This is a genomic window from Bacillus sp. PS217 (assembly GCF_037963535.1).
GTDB lineage: Bacteria > Bacillota > Bacilli > Bacillales > Bacillaceae > Bacillus > Bacillus subtilis.
This window is the reverse complement of record NZ_CP150157.1, coordinates 3,995,970-4,012,854: the sequence shown is the minus strand read 5'-3', so window position 1 is coordinate 4,012,854 and position 16,885 is coordinate 3,995,970. Positions and strand designations below refer to the sequence as shown.

General features: G+C 48.4%; 14 protein-coding genes. 8 read left to right on the top strand and 6 right to left on the bottom strand.

What is annotated here, in order from left to right:
- Window positions 1–7 precede the first annotated feature (7 nt).
- From sndB to NSQ83_RS20680, 8 genes are all read left to right on the top strand, one after another.
- Entirely contained in the window at window positions 8–1,150 is a 1,143-nt protein-coding gene (gene sndB / locus NSQ83_RS20715; RefSeq protein WP_088467458.1) for an N-acetyl-sulfur-metabolite deacetylase SndB, read from the top strand.
- The gene (locus NSQ83_RS20710) at window positions 1,147–2,484 is read left to right on the top strand and encodes an MmgE/PrpD family protein (protein WP_172480846.1); all 1,338 of its coding nucleotides are present in this window, start codon (window positions 1,147–1,149) and stop codon (window positions 2,482–2,484) included. Before sndB ends, NSQ83_RS20710 begins: the two co-directional genes overlap by 4 nt.
- A gap of 69 nt (window positions 2,485–2,553) precedes the next feature.
- Window positions 2,554–3,666, top strand: coding sequence for an ethanolamine utilization protein EutH (eutH, locus tag NSQ83_RS20705; protein WP_088467456.1), 1,113 nt, complete (start codon window positions 2,554–2,556; stop codon window positions 3,664–3,666).
- Between the two features lie 72 nt (window positions 3,667–3,738).
- The gene (locus tag NSQ83_RS20700; protein WP_088467455.1) at window positions 3,739–4,566 is read left to right on the top strand and encodes a DUF1206 domain-containing protein; all 828 of its coding nucleotides are present in this window, start codon (window positions 3,739–3,741) and stop codon (window positions 4,564–4,566) included.
- A 133-nt stretch (window positions 4,567–4,699) separates the two neighbouring features.
- Window positions 4,700–5,641 (top strand): DNA-binding transcriptional repressor DeoR, encoded by a 942-nt coding sequence (gene deoR, locus NSQ83_RS20695; protein WP_014478458.1) that lies wholly within the window; start codon window positions 4,700–4,702, stop codon window positions 5,639–5,641.
- Between the two features lie 105 nt (window positions 5,642–5,746).
- Window positions 5,747–6,418 carry a deoxyribose-phosphate aldolase gene (gene deoC, locus NSQ83_RS20690; protein WP_015385091.1) on the top strand — a complete coding sequence of 224 codons (672 nt, stop codon included), beginning with the start codon at window positions 5,747–5,749 and terminating at the stop codon, window positions 6,416–6,418.
- Between the two features lie 80 nt (window positions 6,419–6,498).
- Window positions 6,499–7,680 carry a nucleoside permease NupC gene (gene nupC / locus NSQ83_RS20685; RefSeq protein WP_003244143.1) on the top strand — a complete coding sequence of 394 codons (1,182 nt, stop codon included), beginning with the start codon at window positions 6,499–6,501 and terminating at the stop codon, window positions 7,678–7,680.
- Window positions 7,681–7,709: 29 nt separating this feature from the next.
- Complete coding sequence (locus tag NSQ83_RS20680) at window positions 7,710–9,011, top strand: pyrimidine-nucleoside phosphorylase (protein WP_003227132.1); 1,302 nt, start codon at window positions 7,710–7,712, stop codon at window positions 9,009–9,011.
- A 40-nt stretch (window positions 9,012–9,051) separates the two neighbouring features.
- Here the strand turns inward: NSQ83_RS20680 and NSQ83_RS20675 are convergent, their stop codons facing one another.
- The 6 genes from NSQ83_RS20675 to hutP all read right to left on the bottom strand — a co-directional run bounded on the left by NSQ83_RS20675 (window position 9,052) and on the right by hutP (window position 16,525).
- Window positions 9,052–10,479: an amino acid permease gene (locus NSQ83_RS20675; RefSeq protein WP_032725050.1), complete on the bottom strand. Its 1,428-nt coding sequence runs from the start codon at window positions 10,477–10,479 to the stop codon at window positions 9,052–9,054.
- Window positions 10,480–10,554: 75 nt separating this feature from the next.
- Window positions 10,555–11,514, bottom strand: a complete 960-nt coding sequence (hutG, locus tag NSQ83_RS20670) for a formimidoylglutamase (protein WP_160245444.1) — start codon at window positions 11,512–11,514, stop codon at window positions 10,555–10,557.
- The gene (hutI, locus tag NSQ83_RS20665) at window positions 11,507–12,772 is read right to left on the bottom strand and encodes an imidazolonepropionase (protein ID WP_080529980.1); all 1,266 of its coding nucleotides are present in this window, start codon (window positions 12,770–12,772) and stop codon (window positions 11,507–11,509) included. The genes hutG and hutI overlap by 8 nt, the downstream gene beginning before the upstream one ends.
- A 12-nt stretch (window positions 12,773–12,784) precedes the next feature.
- Entirely contained in the window at window positions 12,785–14,443 is a 1,659-nt protein-coding gene (gene hutU / locus NSQ83_RS20660; protein ID WP_064671744.1) for a urocanate hydratase, read from the bottom strand.
- Window positions 14,440–15,966 carry a histidine ammonia-lyase gene (hutH, locus tag NSQ83_RS20655; RefSeq protein WP_015385086.1) on the bottom strand — a complete coding sequence of 509 codons (1,527 nt, stop codon included), beginning with the start codon at window positions 15,964–15,966 and terminating at the stop codon, window positions 14,440–14,442. The genes hutU and hutH overlap by 4 nt, the downstream gene beginning before the upstream one ends.
- A gap of 112 nt (window positions 15,967–16,078) precedes the next feature.
- Window positions 16,079–16,525, bottom strand: coding sequence for a hut operon transcriptional regulator HutP (gene hutP / locus NSQ83_RS20650; RefSeq protein WP_003243875.1), 447 nt, complete (start codon window positions 16,523–16,525; stop codon window positions 16,079–16,081).
- Between the last annotated feature and the right edge of the window lie 360 nt (window positions 16,526–16,885).

Below are 16,885 nucleotides of genomic sequence, written 5' to 3'. Positions count from 1 at the left end.
AAGAACAATGGCCGACAAAACGTTTCATACCCGTTTAATCAATATGCGGCGTGATCTTCATGAACATCCTGAACTGTCATTTCAAGAGATTGAAACGACGAAAAAAATCCGCCGCTGGCTTGAGGAGGAGCAAATCGAAATACTTGATGTTCCTCAATTGGAGACTGGCGTGATTGCAGAAATTAAAGGACGGGAAGACGGCCCCGTGATAGCAATACGAGCGGACATTGACGCGCTCCCGATCCAAGAACAGACGAATCTTCCATTTGCATCTAAAGTTGATGGCACAATGCATGCGTGCGGACACGATTTTCATACTGCTTCTATTATTGGCACAGCGATTTTGCTGAATCAAAGAAGGGCCGAGCTGAAAGGTACAGTCCGCTTTATCTTTCAGCCGGCCGAAGAAATTGCAGCAGGAGCAAGAAAGGTCATAGAAGCTGGCGTACTTGATGACGTTTCTGCGATTTTCGGCATGCACAATAAGCCGGATCTGCCTGTCGGGACCATTGGTGTAAAGGAAGGTCCGCTCATGGCAAGTGTTGACCGATTTGAGATCGTCATCAAAGGGAAAGGCGGGCACGCCGGCATCCCAAATAACAGTATTGATCCAATCGCTGCAGCCGGACAAATCATCAGCGGGCTGCAATCTGTGGTCAGCCGCAATATCAGCTCACTGCAAAACGTAGTCGTCAGTATCACAAGAGTACAGGCGGGCACCTCGTGGAACGTAATTCCAGACCAAGCTGAAATGGAGGGGACGGTTCGAACCTTTCAAAAAGAAGCGAGGCAGGCTGTTCCGGAGCATATGAGACGAGTGGCTGAAGGAATTGCAGCGGGCTATGGGGCACAAGCAGAATTCAAGTGGTTTCCTTATTTGCCTTCCGTTCAGAATGACGGCACATTTTTGAATGCGGCATCCGAAGCTGCGGCACGGCTTGGCTATCAAACCGTTCACGCTGAGCAGTCTCCGGGCGGAGAAGACTTCGCTCTGTATCAAGAGAAGATTCCGGGATTTTTTGTCTGGATGGGAACGAACGGGACGGAGGAGTGGCATCATCCGGCCTTTACACTGGATGAAGATGCCCTTACGGTTGCCTCTCAATACTTTGCGGAGCTGGCGGTTATTGTAATGGAGACCATCAAATGAGCAAACAAGGGCTGACAGCAGGTCTTGCAGCGGCTGTGAGAACGTCACAACCTGAGCATTCAGTTGACGCGATTCACGAAGCAAAAAAGGGATTACTTGATTTTACTGCCGCTTCATTCGCAGGAAGAGAAGATAAAGGAATTCAAAAGCTGCTCCGGCTGATAGAGGATGAAGGAGGCCTGCCTCTTGTTCCTATTATCGGACAGGGCAAAAAGGCCGCGCCATTACAATCCGCGATGCTCAATGGATTTATCGCTCATGCATTGGATTTTGATGATGTCCACTCCGATGTAAGAGGACACCCCAGTGCAGTCATCGTACCGGCCCTTATTGCATCTGCCGCTCGCGGACATAACGAGCGGCTTCTTGGCGCTTATGTTGTTGGTGTTGAAGTGATGGCACGGCTGGGAGAATCAATTGGCAGCCGCCACTATGAAAAGGGCTGGCATAATACAGGAACGCTTGGTGCCATCGCTGCTGCCTGCGCCGTAGGTTATGCTGAGGAGCTGACTCAGGAAGAGTTGGAAAAAGCAATTGGTTTTGCGGCTACGCAATCTGCTGGGATGAGGGTGCAATTTGGAACAGAAATGAAACCGCTGCACGCCGGTTTGGCGGCTCAGGCTGGCTTGCTGGCCGTTAAGCTGGCACAATCAGAATTTGGCGGGTCCCGCACGGCATTTGATGGAGAAACTGGTTTCTTCAGTCTGTACGGTGACGTTGAAAAACCACAACATACTTTGCTAAACGATTGGGGGGCACCGTGGAGAATTGTGCAGCCAGGTCTATGGTTTAAAATCTATCCATTTTGTTCCGCGGCACACCATGCTGCAGATGCGATACGGCAGCTTATCTCCGAAGAAACCATTTCTGCTGCCAATACCGAACGTATTGAAGTGATCTTTCCGCCAGGCGGAGATGCTGCATTGACGGAAAGATCTCCAAAAACTGGAGAGGAAGGCCGTTTCAGCGTTGAATATGTGATTGCTCTTGCTTTGCATGGACACGACCTGACCGTTGAACATTTCAACAGCCAGCCGATCCCAAACGGCATTCAAACGACAATAGGGCATATTCAGCGCGTATATGACAATGCTATTCAGCCGGCTCCTCATGCCGTTCCAAAAGGCCGTTTCACGATTGTCCGGGCCTATTTATCAGACGGCCGGATTTGCGAAGCGCGTGTGGACTGCCCAAAAGGGGCGCCAGGAAATGAGCTGTCTGAAGAAGACATAAAAGAAAAATTGACATTAACGGTCCCGCAAGAAAAAGCGCGGAGCATCATAACAGCCGTTGAAAAAGCCGATATAAAAGAATTTTTAGCTCATATTGAATAAGATCAACTCTATTCGGTGATTTCAGATGATATGATAAAACCAATCATACGTTTGAAAAAGGAGAAAACCATGACGGTGAATGACGCGGTTGTATTCATTTTGGCTGCCTTTTTACTATGGGGAGCGGCGGATTATTGTTTGGGAAACAGATGGGGGCTAGGCGAGCGGTTTGCGGCCGGCTTTAAGGCTATGGGGCCGCTGGCGCTGTCCATGATCGGAATTGTGTCGCTGGCGCCCGTGCTGGCAGCAATCCTGATTCCCATTGTTGCTCCGTTTTACACGGCGATTGGCGCGGACCCTTCTTCCTTTGCGAACACCATTTTGGCGATTGATATGGGAGGATATGCGCTGGCTGGAGAAATGGCGAAAGATCCGCAGGCCGGGCTGTTTTCATGGGTGTTTTTAGGAACAATGATGGGACCGGCAATCGTCTTCACGATTCCCGTCGCTCTTGGCATCATCGAAAAAGAGGATCATCCGTATTTTGCGAAAGGCATATTAATCGGGCTGTGCACAGTGCCGATCGGTTGCTTAATCGGCGGATTATGCGCAGGCTTTGACATCGGCATGATAGGTAAAAATCTTCTGATCCCGAGTCTGTTATCTGCTGTGATCGCTTTTGGGTTATGGCGATACACCGACAGAATGATTCAGTTGTTTCATCTCTTCGGGAAAGCGGTCAGTGTGGTTGCGATTATCGGGCTTGCAGCTGTTTCAGTTGAAACGATGACCGGCATTGTGCTGATTCCGGGAATGGAGAATGTCGAGACAGGGATACAAACGACAGGGATCATCGCCATTGCCTTGGCAGGGGCGTTTCCAATGACGGCTTTTATTACAAAAACCTTTAAAAAACCGCTTCAGGCCCTGGGGAAACACCTTCATTTAGATGAGACAGCAACAGCAGGATTAGTGACCTCTTTGGCGCATCATATCCCGATGCTGGCTTCATTAAAGAATATGACGCCGAGAGGAAAGGTCATCAATGTCGCGTTTGCGGTCAGCGGCGCCTTTGTACTCGGCAGCCATCTCGGTTTTGTGGCTGGAATGAAAAAAGAAATGGCGGCGGCCATGATCATTGGGAAATTAGCAGGCGGAGTCACAGCTGCCGCAGCGGCTGCTTGGATGACACCTGCACAATCAGCTAATCAGCAAAAACGTATCTCAGCCGGCCATAGCTGAGGCAGAAGCTGTTTCAACTTTGTCCAATCGGGAATGTTACAGTAAAGATTTCTGTGAAAGAGGGTTGGACACATGGCGGTGAAAGACCGGTACATGTCAAAAATAAAACAGGAAACCAAGCCTTGGATCAAACGATTCGGGAGGCTTGGTTATTTTGCATTCGGCGGCGTTTTTATTCTGCTTGGGGTTTTGGCCTTTATGACGACTGCCGGGGCAGGCCGCGCGAAAGATTCGAGCGGAGCGCTCCAAACGCTATCATGCATGCCGTATGGGTCACTATTGCTTTTTTTAATAGGTATTGGCCTTATCGGCTATGTGATCTGGATGGTGTTAAGCGCAATCAAGGACACGGAGGGGCACGGAAACAGCAGGCGAGGCCTGTCACGGAGAATAGGAAACTTTTTCAGTGCCGCCGTTTATACATCCATCGCTTGGAATGCCTTGCGATTTGTGTTTGGCCAAGGGGACGGCGGCACTTCAGAACAGACGTGGTCCGCTTATGTATTGGAGCAGCCATTCGGCCAATGGCTCACAGGGCTTACGGGTGCGGGTTTTATCGTATTTGCGATTGTTCAATTTATGAAAGGCGTTCGGGCTGCTTTTATGAAAGAATTTGATACGTCAAAAATGAACAAACAAATGATATGCATCACGAAAAACACCGGACGCGCAGGCAATATCGCCCGGGCCATTATTTTCTCTGCTATCGGCTACTTTCTCATCAAGACAGCCATGACCGCTGATCCCGACGACACAAGAGGCTTTGACGGCGCGCTCGCCGAACTCGCGCAGCAGCCGCATGGCAAATTGATTCTGTCTATATTGGCATTAGGCCTGATCCTATATGGAATGTACGCCATTATGAAAGGCATTTATCAGCATATGACCTGGGAGAAGTAAGCTCTGGGCAGGTCCGCGCCCAGAGCGTTTTTCAGTTTCTTAGAAATCAGGTGGATGAAAGTTGGCGCCAGCCTGTATAATAAAAGCAAATCAAAAGCAGTTTTATCAGGACTGATCCACAGGGAGGTGCAGAATGGATCGGGAAAAACAACAATTAAGCATAGAAGCGGCAAGGCTTTACTATCAGTCTGACTACAGTCAGCAGCAAATTGCTGAGCAGCTCAACATTTCAAGGCCAACCGTTTCCCGGCTGCTGCAATATGCAAAGGAAAAAGGGTATGTCCAGATTCGCGTCATGGACCCTTTTGAGGATTTGGATGCGCTCGGTTCCATACTTGAAGAGAAATACGGGCTCCTTGAGGCGCATGTTGTGTTTTCCCCGACACCCGATTATGCAGGAATTACACATGACCTAAGCCGCTATGGTGCAGAATATATGCATGAAACGGTAAAAGACGGCGACATTGTCGGCGTCAGCTGGGGAACCACCATGTATCAAATCGCACAAAACATGCAGCCGAAGCAAGTAAAAGGCGTCGAGGTCGTCCAACTGAAAGGCGGCATCAGCCATTCCCGGGTAAACACGTATTCGGCTGAAACGATTCAGCTGTTTGCAGAGGCTTTTCAAACGATGCCGCGCTATCTCCCGCTTCCCGTCGTGTTTGATAATGCGGATGTGAAGCGAATGGTGGAGAAAGACCGTCATATTGAACGGATCATTGAGATGGGCAAGCAGGCGAATATCGCTCTCTTCACGGTCGGGACTGTCCGTGACGAAGCGCTGTTGTTCCGGCTCGGATATTTTAACGAAGAAGAGAAAGCCCTGCTGAAAAAACAGGCCGTTGGCGATATTTGTTCACGCTTTTTTGATGCGAAAGGGAATATTTGCAGCAGTGCCATCAATGACCGGACCATCGGTGTTGAGCTTGAAGACCTCAGGCTGAAGGAACGCTCTATTTTAGTGGCTGGCGGAAGCAGAAAAGTATCTTCCATTCACGGAGCATTAACCGGAAAATATGCCAACGTTTTAATCATTGACCAGCATACCGCAAGGGCGCTTGTTAATGATTTGTGACACGTTCAAACCTTTCATTGAACAAAATTTCAATTACCAATTTACATATGTTCAAAAGTCGGTTATGCTAAAAAATATCTTAACAAAAAAGGAAGTGTGCGAAGGATGTCATTAGCCAACATAATTGATCATACAGCTTTGAAACCGCATACACAAAAAGCGGAAATTCTAAAATTAATTGAAGAAGCGAAAACATACAAATTTGCTTCAGTATGTGTCAATCCGACATGGGTGGAGCTTGCTGCAAAAGAGCTTAAGGGAACTGGAGTCGACGTTTGTACGGTCATCGGCTTCCCGCTTGGTGCCAATACAACTGAAACAAAAGCGTTCGAAACAAAAGACGCGATTTCAAAAGGCGCCACTGAAGTGGATATGGTCATTAATATTGCCGCTTTAAAAGACAAGGAAGACGATGTGGTGGAAGCTGATATCCGCGGTGTAGTGGAAGCTGCAGCCGGAAAAGCGCTTGTCAAAGTCATTATCGAAACGTGCCTTCTGACTGATGAAGAAAAAGAACGTGCATGCCGTTTAGCGGTGTCTGCGGGAGCGGATTTCGTAAAAACATCAACAGGCTTTTCTACAGGCGGCGCAACGAAGGAAGATATCGCCTTAATGCGCAAAACAGTAGGACCTGATATCGGCGTGAAAGCATCTGGCGGCGTCAGAACGAAAGAAGATGTAGACACAATGGTTGAGGCTGGAGCAAGCCGAATTGGCGCCAGCGCAGGCGTTTCTATCGTAAAAGGAGAAAATGCATCAGGCGGAGACAACTATTAAGAGCTGACGGAAGGCAGACTGCTTTCCGTTTTCTGAGGAAACAGTGATTGTAAGCGAATACAAATAAAGGAGAAACACATATGAAGTATTTGATTGGGATTATCGGTTTAATCGTGTTTTTAGGCCTCGCGTGGATCGCGAGCAGCGGCAAAAAAAGAATTAAGATCCGCCCAATTGTTGTTATGCTCATTTTGCAATTTATTCTTGGCTACATTCTCCTCAATACCGGGATAGGGAATTTCCTCGTAGGAGGATTTGCAAAAGGTTTCGGTTACCTGCTTGAATACGCGGCAGAGGGAATTAACTTTGTGTTTGGCGGCTTGGTGAATGCGGACCAAACGACATTCTTTATGAATGTTCTCTTGCCAATCGTGTTTATTTCCGCTCTGATCGGGATTCTGCAAAAGTGGAAAGTCCTCCCGTTTATTATTAGATATATCGGCCTTGCCCTCAGCAAGGTAAACGGTATGGGAAGATTGGAATCGTATAACGCAGTGGCTTCTGCGATTTTAGGGCAGTCAGAAGTATTTATCTCCTTGAAGAAAGAACTCGGTCTTTTAAATCAGCAGCGCTTGTACACGCTTTGTGCATCTGCGATGTCAACTGTATCAATGTCGATTGTCGGCGCGTATATGACAATGCTGAAACCGGAATATGTTGTAACAGCGCTGGTCTTGAACTTATTTGGCGGTTTCATAATTGCTTCTATTATTAATCCGTACGAGGTTGCAAAAGAAGAGGATATGCTTCGTGTTGAGGAAGAAGAAAAACAATCCTTCTTCGAAGTGCTCGGAGAATACATCCTTGACGGTTTCAAAGTAGCGGTTGTCGTCGCTGCGATGCTGATTGGATTTGTCGCGATTATTGCCTTGATCAATGGCATTTTTAATGCAGTATTCGGTATTTCGTTCCAAGGCATTCTTGGATATGTGTTTGCTCCATTCGCTTTTCTTGTCGGTATCCCATGGAATGAAGCTGTTAATGCTGGAAGCATTATGGCAACAAAAATGGTATCGAATGAATTTGTCGCCATGACGTCGCTTACGCAAAACGGTTTCCATTTCAGCGGCCGTACAACAGCGATCGTATCGGTATTCCTTGTGTCATTTGCGAACTTCTCCTCAATCGGAATCATTGCCGGTGCCGTAAAAGGACTGAATGAAAAGCAAGGAAATGTCGTCGCTCGTTTCGGCTTGAAATTATTATACGGTGCTACGCTTGTCAGCTTTTTATCAGCAGCAATTGTGGGCTTGATTTACTGAACTTAATCGAAAAGGATCGGTGACCAAATATGAGAATGGTAGATATCATCATCAAAAAACAAAACGGAAAAGAACTCACCACTGAAGAAATTCAATTTTTCGTGAACGGCTACACAGACGGAAGCATTCCTGATTATCAGGCAAGCGCGCTTGCTATGGCGATTTTCTTCCAGGATATGAGTGACCGTGAACGCGCGGACTTGACGATGGCTATGGTGAACTCCGGTGAAACGATTGATCTTTCTGCCATTGAAGGAATTAAAGTGGATAAACACTCCACCGGCGGCGTCGGCGACACGACAACACTCGTTCTCGCTCCGCTTGTTGCGGCTCTTGATGTGCCGGTTGCCAAGATGTCCGGCCGCGGCCTCGGCCATACGGGCGGCACGATTGATAAGTTAGAGGCAATCGACGGCTTCCACGTGGAACTGACGAAGGATGAATTTATTAAACTTGTGAACCGCGACAAGGTTGCGGTCATCGGCCAAAGCGGCAATTTAACGCCTGCTGATAAAAAACTGTACGCGCTTCGTGATGTAACGGGAACGGTCAATTCCATTCCGCTCATTGCAAGCTCGATTATGAGCAAAAAAATCGCTGCCGGGGCGGACGCCATCGTGCTTGACGTAAAAACGGGAGCGGGCGCCTTCATGAAAACAGAAGAAGACGCAGCTGAACTTGCCAAAGCGATGGTACGCATCGGAAATAACGTCGGCCGTCAAACAATGGCTGTCATTTCAGACATGTCCCAGCCGCTCGGCTTTGCGATCGGAAATGCGCTTGAAGTCAAAGAAGCGATCGACACGCTCAAAGGCGAGGGACCCGAGGATCTTCATGAGCTTGTCTTAACGCTCGGCAGCCAGATGGTTGTGCTTGCGAAAAAAGCCGATACATTGGACGAAGCGAGAGCGAAGCTGGAAGAAGTCATGAAAAACGGCAAAGCACTTGAGAAATTCAAGGATTTCCTGAAAAACCAAGGCGGCGACAGCTCAATTGTTGACGATCCGTCTAAGCTTCCGCAAGCCGCATATCAAATTGATGTGCCCGCCAAAGAAGCGGGTGTCGTCTCTGAAATCGTTGCGGACGAAATCGGCGTCGCAGCGATGCTGTTAGGTGCCGGCCGCGCCACAAAAGAAGACGAAATCGATTTAGCCGTCGGCATCATGCTCCGCAAAAAGGTCGGGGACAAAGTAGAAAAAGGCGAACCGCTCGTGACGCTTTACGCCAACCGCGAAAACGTTGATGAAGTCATTGCTAAAGTCTATGACAACATCCGCATCGCCGCGGAAGCGAAGGCGCCGAAGCTGATTCATACGTTGATTACTGAATAAAAAAAGCACATCCCATCCTGAGTGGGGTGTGCTTTTTTGATTAAAGGATGTGATCGGCTGGATATTCCTCTTGGCTGATTTTTTTCGCTTTTGTAACATTTCTTTTGAAATGGTAGATGAGATAGCAAAGGATGATACAAGGAACTCCGCAGAAAAGTGCGATTCTTTGATTGGGATCAAAAGCAAGACCGATACAAGAAGCTGAGCATAATAAAAGAGCGGCTATAGGCATAAGAGGATAAAGCGGCGTGCGAAATGTCAGATCTTTTACATTCCCCCCTTTTTTCAGAAATCTCTTTCGAAACAAGAGCTGGGACAAGGCAATGCTCATCCAGACCACGACTCCTGCAAATCCAGCAATTGCGACCATCACCACATAGACAGTTCCAGGGGCCACGATACTGGAAACGAGAGATAAACAAGATACAGCCATACTGATCATTAAGGCATTTAAAGGAATACCTTTAGAGGTCACTTTCTTAAAACGGGAACTGATCATGTTTTCATTTGCTAACGACCACATCATACGGGTCGAAGCATATAAGCCTGAGTTGGCGACAGACAGCAAGGCTGTTAATATCACGAAATTCATAATATCAGCAGCGTAAGGGATTCCGATCTCCGCAAATACGGCGACAAACGGGCTTTCAATCACGCCTGCGTCCTTCCACGAAATCAACCCGGATAATATGAAGACAGCGCCAATGAAAAAAATCACGGTTCTCCATGCGACATTACGGATGGATCGCGGTATATCCTTTTGAGGATTTGCTGATTCTCCTGCTGTAACGCCGATTAACTCTGTACCGGAAAAGGCGAAGCTCACAGATATCATCGCGATAAAAACGGCGAGAAAGCCATTTGGAAACAACCCGCCATGATCTGTGAAGTTTGACAACATAGGAGCATCCGCCGTTCCGTTTAAAGAGATCAGGCCAAACATGGCGGCTCCTCCTAAAATGATAAATAAAATAATGGTGACAATCTTTACGCTGGAAAACCAAAATTCAGTTTCCGCAAATAACTTAACTGAAAATGCGTTGCATATAAAAAGAAGGGCTGCAAAAATCGCACTCCACATCCATACACTGCTGTCAGGGAACCAGCGCTGCATGAGAATACCGGATGCGGTAAACTCAGAGCCTACCGTCACCACCCAATTGATCCAGTACATGATGCCGACCATAAAACCGGTAGATGGACCGATAAATGTTGTAGCATATTTTTGAAAAGAGCCGGTCACCGGCATGGCAACCGACAATTCGCCGAGACATTGCATGACGAGGTACATCATCAACCCGCCGATTACATAAGCGAGTATCGTACCGCCGGGTCCGGCTTGATGTAGCGTATAGCCGGTACTGAGGAAAAGTCCTGTGCCTATGACGCCTCCCAATGAGATCATAAATAGGTGCCTGCTTTTCATTGTGCGTTTTAGCTGTTGGCTGCTGTTCTCCTGAAGATTCACTGTCTCGCCCTCCTTTTAGCTGCCATTCCTTAGGCAGATGAGTTTCTTATACCCAAAATACAACCTGCCAGAAGATCACTTGAATGGGGAGAGTTTCATTCCTTTTAATGCGTGTAACAGAACATGAGCTGCAGCTCTGCTTGTCATATCTCGAAAATCGAGGGTAGGGTCGACTTCAACAATTTCAATCCCGGCAACATTGGGCTGTTGTGCGATGTACTTAACTGCTTCAAGCAATTCGTCTGTATAGAGGCCGCCCGGGCCAATCGCTGGACAGCCGGGTGCATGGGACTGGTCTAAGACATCCATGTCAACAGATATAAAAATGAAATCTGTTTTATCTTGAACAACAGGCAAAATCTCTTTTATCGTTGGGATTAGTCCTTTTTCCTGGATCATGTCCATCGTGTGAATGTTCACGTTATGTTTTTTTGCATATGCTTCATAGGCCTGGCTGTTGCTGAATTCTCTGATACCGAGCTGGATCAAATGTTGACCTTCAATGATCTCTTCATCCAAAAGGCGGCGGAAGGGGGTGCCGTTTGTCGGCCCCCCGTCCTCCGTATTGCGAACATCGTGATGGGCATCAAATTGAATCACCGCTGTCGTTCCTTTTGTTTGTGCTATCGCTTTTATTGTGGAGTAGCTGATAGAGTTATCTCCCCCAAGTATGAGCGGCACCCAATCCGGATGATCCGAAAGCAGAGCGTGCATGGTTTGGAAAATGTGATGATGTGACTTTACGATATCAGTGACATGAATATCGATATCCCCCAGGTCATATAGAAGCTCTGATACGACGTGCTCTCCAAGCTCAGCAGAATAGGCTGATGAATGTTTCAGAGCCTGGCGTATTGTTCCGGGTGCAAAGGAAGCGCCTGAATGACTGATGGAGGATTTTGATAGGGGGACACCTATCAACGCCGGTCCCTTAATGTCCTGGCCGTCCCATGTTGCGATCAGGTCGCTCATTTTTGTGACATCCCGGTCTTTAAACGAAGATCCGGCCTCTCTGAGAAAAGGGTACTTATCCAAGAATGGCTCCCTCCCTGTTGACAACAATTGTTCCATTTTTCATGACTTGATGTACATGATTGACCCCGTAGTGATACGGAATATACATATAGTTCGGGGCTTGCCAAATGACAAGATCAGCTGAGCGGCCGACTTTGAGCTGACCGGCTTCTTCTCCTTTCCCTATGGCATATGCGGCATTGACTGTGACCGCATGCCAAATTTCTTCTGCAGTCATTTTCAGATGAAGCGCGGCAATCGACATGATCAGCTGGATATTTTCAGTCGGCGAGCTGCCAGGATTAAAATCCGTTGCCAAGCTGACACATACACCTTCATCAATCATAGCTCTAGCCCTGGCGTATGTGCTTTTGCCAAGATAAAATGTCGTGCCCGGCAAGAGGACGGCGATCGTTCCTGCCTCAGCCAATTTCTTTATGCCTTCGTCCGATGCACCTACCAAATGGTCGGCTGAGACGGCCTTTAGCTCACCTGCTAATTCAGCGCCTCCAAGCGGATCGATTTCATCTGCGTGTATTTTTAATCCGAAGCCTGCCTCAGCTGCTTTTTGTAAATAACGGCGGGATTGGCTGACTGTAAAAACGCCTGTTTCTGTAAAAATATCAGCAAAGCTGGCGAGCTCCTGCTCTTTGATTTCCGGCAAAAGGGAAAGCATTTGATCCAGAAATTCATCTGGATCGTTTTGATATTCGGGAGGAATCGCATGGGCTCCCATAAATGTGGAAACAAGGTCAACAGGCTGGCTTTCATGCAGTGTCTTTGCGACACGCAACTGTTTGAGCTCTGTCTCTTTTTCCAAGCCGTAGCCGCTTTTCACTTCTGCTGTGGTTGTGCCGTAGGACAGCATTCTTTGCAGATGAAAATGGGCTTTTTGCAGCAGCTCTTCTTCTGAAGCCGCCCTGGTATCCTTGACTGTAGACAGAATCCCGCCGCCCTGCGCCAGAATATCCAAATATGAAATGCCCTGAAGCTTAAGGTTCATCTCCTTTTCACGAGATCCGCCAAATACAAGATGGGTGTGCGGATCAACGAGGCCAGGCGTTACAAGGCGTCCCGAACAGTCAATGATTTCGTCTGCCTCGTAACCGGCTTCAGCCCCTTTTTGTCCGGCGAACACAATTTTCTGTTCATGGATGCCGACAACAGCGTCTTCGATCACATGAAGATCCTGCATGCTTTTGCCTGCCCGCGGGCCGCTGCTTTCCATCGTCAAAAGCTGACCGATGTTGATGAGAATCGTATCAATTTGCTTTGGCATGTCATCACTCCTTTATTTTTGCATCGGCACGATAATGTCCTGTTCCTTCGCTACTTCAACGGCACGTTCATAACCCGCATCCGCATGACGGATAATGCCCATTCCTGGGTCGCTCGTTAAGACCCGCGCGAGCCGCTCGTCGGCCAGCTCACTTCCATCGGCCACTGCAACCATGCCGGCATGAAGGGAATAGCCCATTCCGACGCCGCCGCCATGGTGGAAGGAAACCCAGCTTGCACCCGCCGCCGTGTTGACAAGCGCATTTAGCACAGCCCAGTCACCGACAGCGTCACTTCCGTCCTTCATCGCTTCTGTTTCCCGGTTTGGAGAGGCGACAGACCCGCAGTCCAAATGATCTCTCCCAATAACGACAGGCGCTTTTAGCTCCCCGGTTCTAACCAGCTCGTTAATGGCGAGGCCCATCTTTTTTCGTTCTCCATATCCAAGCCAGCAGATACGGGACGGCAAGCCTTGGAAGGTGACTTTTTCCTGTGCCATATCAATCCAGCGGTGAAGGGCTTTATTTGTCGGGAACAGCTCTTTTAATAACGCATCCGTACGGTAAATATCTGCCGGATCTCCGGAAAGCGCCGCCCAACGGAACGGCCCTTTTCCTTCACAGAATAAGGGGCGGATGTAGGCAGGGACAAACCCCGGAAAATCGAAGGCATTCTCCAGCCCTTCATCCTTTGCGACTTGCCGGATATTGTTGCCGTAGTCAAATACAATAGAGCCCTTTTGCTGAAAGGCCAGCATGGCTTCGACATGTTTTTTCATGCTTTGCTTCGCAAGGCGCACGTAAAGCTCTGGAGTGTCTTGACGCAAACGGTCAGCTTCATCAAGGGAATAGCCCTCGGGAACATAACCGATTAAAGGGTCATGGGCAGATGTCTGATCTGTCACAATATCAATTTTGACGCCTCGGTTCAAAAGTGTGTGATGCACCTCAGCTGCGTTTCCGAGAAGTGCAATGGACAAAGGTTTTCCTGCCCGCTTTGCCTCTTCAGCCCAAGCTAAGGCTTCCTCAATCGATGCTGTTTTTCGATCGCAGTATTTTGTTTCGATCCGCTTGTCGATGCGTTTCTCGTCAACCTCGACGGCAATCACGACGCCTTCATTCATCGTGACTGACAGCGGCTGGGCGCCTCCCATTCCGCCGAGACCCGCTGTCAGCGTCAACGTTCCTTTTAAGCTGCCCCCGAAGTGCTGTCGCGCCAGCTCAGCGAAGGTTTCATAGGTTCCTTGCAATATGCCTTGTGAGCCAATGTAAATCCAGCTGCCAGCCGTCATCTGTCCGTACATCATTAACCCTTTTTTCTCAAGTTCGTGGAAATGCTCCCAGTCTGCCCACTTCGGAACAAGAACAGAATTTGCTAGGAGCACGCGCGGGGCCTGCGGGTGTGTACGGAACATGCCAACGGGCTTTCCGGATTGCACGAGCAATGTTTCATCATTTTTTAATGTTTTCAAGGAATGCTCAATGGCGTGAAAAGCGTCCCAATCTCGTGCGGCTTTGCCAATCCCGCCATATACGATGAGGTCCTCCGGCTTCTCGGCGACTTCTGGATCAAGGTTGTTTCGAAGCATCCGAAGCACTGCCTCTTGCTCCCATCCTAAGCATTCAAGCTCTGTTCCTCTGTTGGCACGGATTGATTTTTTTACATCAGTCATATGTTCATCCCCCTTAGTTCTTTATTCTGATGATCAGGAATTAAAGATTCCTTCTTCAGCCAGTCAGTCAAGCGTTCAATGTCATAGGAAAAAACACGGTCCTGCTGAATGGACGGCACGACTTTTCTCATTTCTTGAAAAAGCTGTTTCGTATAGGACGCTGCATGTTCTATGCCTCTGTATTCAACAGCCTGCAATGCGCAAATCGCTTCGATCGCAATGACTCTCCTTGTATTTGCGATCACCTGATAAGCATGCCGAGCGGCGATGGTTCCCATGCTGACATGGTCCTCTTGGTTGGCGGATGACGGAATGGAATCCACACTTGCAGGATGGGCCAGTGTTTTATTTTCAGAAACGAGTGAGGCCGCGGCGTACTGCATGATCATTGCACCGGATTGCAGACCGGGATGAGGGCTCAGGAACGGCGGCAGGTCATTCAGCTGCGGATTCACAAGTCGTTCGATCCGGCGCTCTGCGATATTTGCAAGCTCTGATATTGCGATTTTCAGAAAATCCATGGCAAAGGCGATCGGCTGTCCGTGAAAGTTTCCGCCGGAAATTACTTTGTCACCGTCATTGAAAATGAGTGGATTGTCTGTAGCTGCGTTCATTTCAATCTCTAATTTTTCTTTGACATAGCCTAGTGTCTGCCAAGTCGCACCGTGTACTTGCGGAATACAGCGCAATGAATAGGCATCCTGTACCCGCAGTTCTCCCTGGGAGGTTGTCAGGCCGCTGTCAGATAGATAAAAGCGAATTCGTTCTGCGACATCGATCTGCTCCTGATAGCCGCGGGCTGAGTGAATATCCTCGTCAAATGCATCGATAATTCCCCGCAAGCCTTCAATCGTTAAGCTGGCAATTCGCTCTGTTTGATAGGCTAGTTTCTCAGCTTCAATGTAGGCGACAACTCCCATTGCAGTCATGGCCTGAGTCCCGTTAATCAAGGCAAGCCCTTCCTTGGATGTCAGCGTTACCGGTTGAATACCTGCTTTTTTCAAGCCTGTCATTGCCGGCATTCTTTCCCCCTCAAAAAAGACTTCTCCTTGTCCGATCAGCGCAAGCGCCAGGTGGGAAAGCGGCGCCAGATCTCCGCTTGCGCCAAGTGATCCTTGCTGAGGGATGACAGGATGGACGCGTTTATTTAAAAAAGCAAGCAACTGTTCGATCAGCTCAGCGCGGACACCGGAAAAGCCTTTTAACAGCGCATTGGCGCGCAAAAGCAGCATTGCCCTGGAAACACACTCGGGAAAAGGGTCGCCGACTCCGCAGGCATGAGAAAGGATTAAATTCAGCTGCAGCGCCGCCGAGTCTTCTTTCTGAATCAGGACATCGCTGAATTTGCCAAATCCGGTGTTGATGCCGTAGATTGTCTTTTCGTCGCGTACAATCCGTTCCACTGCCGCTCTGCTTTTTTTCACGCGCTCCATACTTTCCTCGGAAGCCGCTGCCTCCTCAAAATCAAACAGCACACGAGCGACGTCGGCTGTTGTCAATGAAGAACCGTCTAAAGTCACCATAAGCCCAACTCCTTTTTCTTTACTTTGGTAAAGCGCCCATACAAAAAGGAGCTATGCTGTGAACATCTGTTTTCACGCATAGCCCCCTATCGTCTAAGATCTATGGGCTGTTTCATATGTGATTAATTCCAACACCGAATGTCTCGTGCTCAAGACCTTTAATCGGCGCACCGATTGTTCCGTAAAGCGAGACAGCAATCCAATCGCCTTCCGCTTCACTTTCATAAGGATTTCCCCTCAAAACGGCAAACCTCAAGCCCACCGTCCGAAGCAGCGATCCCAGCAGCATTTCACCTCTGGTCACGCCATGCAAAGCCTCCATCGTCGCATGATAAAGCGCATGTGACTCCCGATAACCCTCAGATTGAATGACACCGCTCTTTTTGGAAGCGGTTTCAATTGCGGCTACTACTTTATGCGCGTCCATTGATCCTACCTTGCCAAGACAGACCTTCCATCCGTCTCGCTCCAGCTCCTCAACCTGCGTACTCTCTTCCGCCTCATTCAGCAGCAGGAGAACAGACAGCCGGCCGATCCGACGCTCTTTGTGCAGTGTCATATGAATCACTCAATTCCTAAAAATTCTGATAACTATTAACTGAGTATTATATTAATTGGTTCAACAGCAGAAGTCAAAAGGTTTTTTACAGTCTTTAACAAGTTAGATTGCTATTGTAATAGCGCGACGCAGAAAGCAGCACATTGCACACGAATACCCAGACAGAAGTGCAAGCGGCCGCTGTTATATTGTTGACAATGAGAGGTAAAGTGCCAAAAAGAGGCGAAGTTGCCGGAGAAAAGTCGACGACTTTACAAGACCGGACAAAGCGTTCATTATGTACGCAAATGAAGAAACAGAAGTAATTGAAGAAGGAGAAACGGCAAAAGGGTTGAACTATGAATAGAGGTATGCAAGCAG

Excerpts from the sequence above, each read along its gene's own strand:
- deoC (WP_015385091.1), top strand. The coding sequence starts at position 5,747 with ATGTCATTAGCCAACATAATTGATCATACAGCTTTGAAACCGCATACA.
- deoR (WP_014478458.1), top strand. The coding sequence starts at position 4,700 with ATGGATCGGGAAAAACAACAATTAAGCATAGAAGCGGCAAGGCTTTAC.
- NSQ83_RS20680 (WP_003227132.1), top strand. The coding sequence starts at position 7,710 with ATGAGAATGGTAGATATCATCATCAAAAAACAAAACGGAAAAGAACTC.
- hutP (WP_003243875.1), bottom strand. The coding sequence starts at position 16,525 with ATGACACTGCACAAAGAGCGTCGGATCGGCCGGCTGTCTGTTCTCCTG.
- sndB (WP_088467458.1), top strand. The coding sequence starts at position 8 with ATGGCCGACAAAACGTTTCATACCCGTTTAATCAATATGCGGCGTGAT.
- eutH (WP_088467456.1), top strand. The coding sequence starts at position 2,554 with ATGACGGTGAATGACGCGGTTGTATTCATTTTGGCTGCCTTTTTACTA.
- hutU (WP_064671744.1), bottom strand. The coding sequence starts at position 14,443 with ATGACTGATGTAAAAAAATCAATCCGTGCCAACAGAGGAACAGAGCTT.
- nupC (WP_003244143.1), top strand. The coding sequence starts at position 6,499 with ATGAAGTATTTGATTGGGATTATCGGTTTAATCGTGTTTTTAGGCCTC.
- NSQ83_RS20700 (WP_088467455.1), top strand. The coding sequence starts at position 3,739 with ATGGCGGTGAAAGACCGGTACATGTCAAAAATAAAACAGGAAACCAAG.
- hutI (WP_080529980.1), bottom strand. The coding sequence starts at position 12,772 with ATGCCAAAGCAAATTGATACGATTCTCATCAACATCGGTCAGCTTTTG.
- hutH (WP_015385086.1), bottom strand. The coding sequence starts at position 15,966 with ATGGTGACTTTAGACGGTTCTTCATTGACAACAGCCGACGTCGCTCGT.
- NSQ83_RS20710 (WP_172480846.1), top strand. The coding sequence starts at position 1,147 with ATGAGCAAACAAGGGCTGACAGCAGGTCTTGCAGCGGCTGTGAGAACG.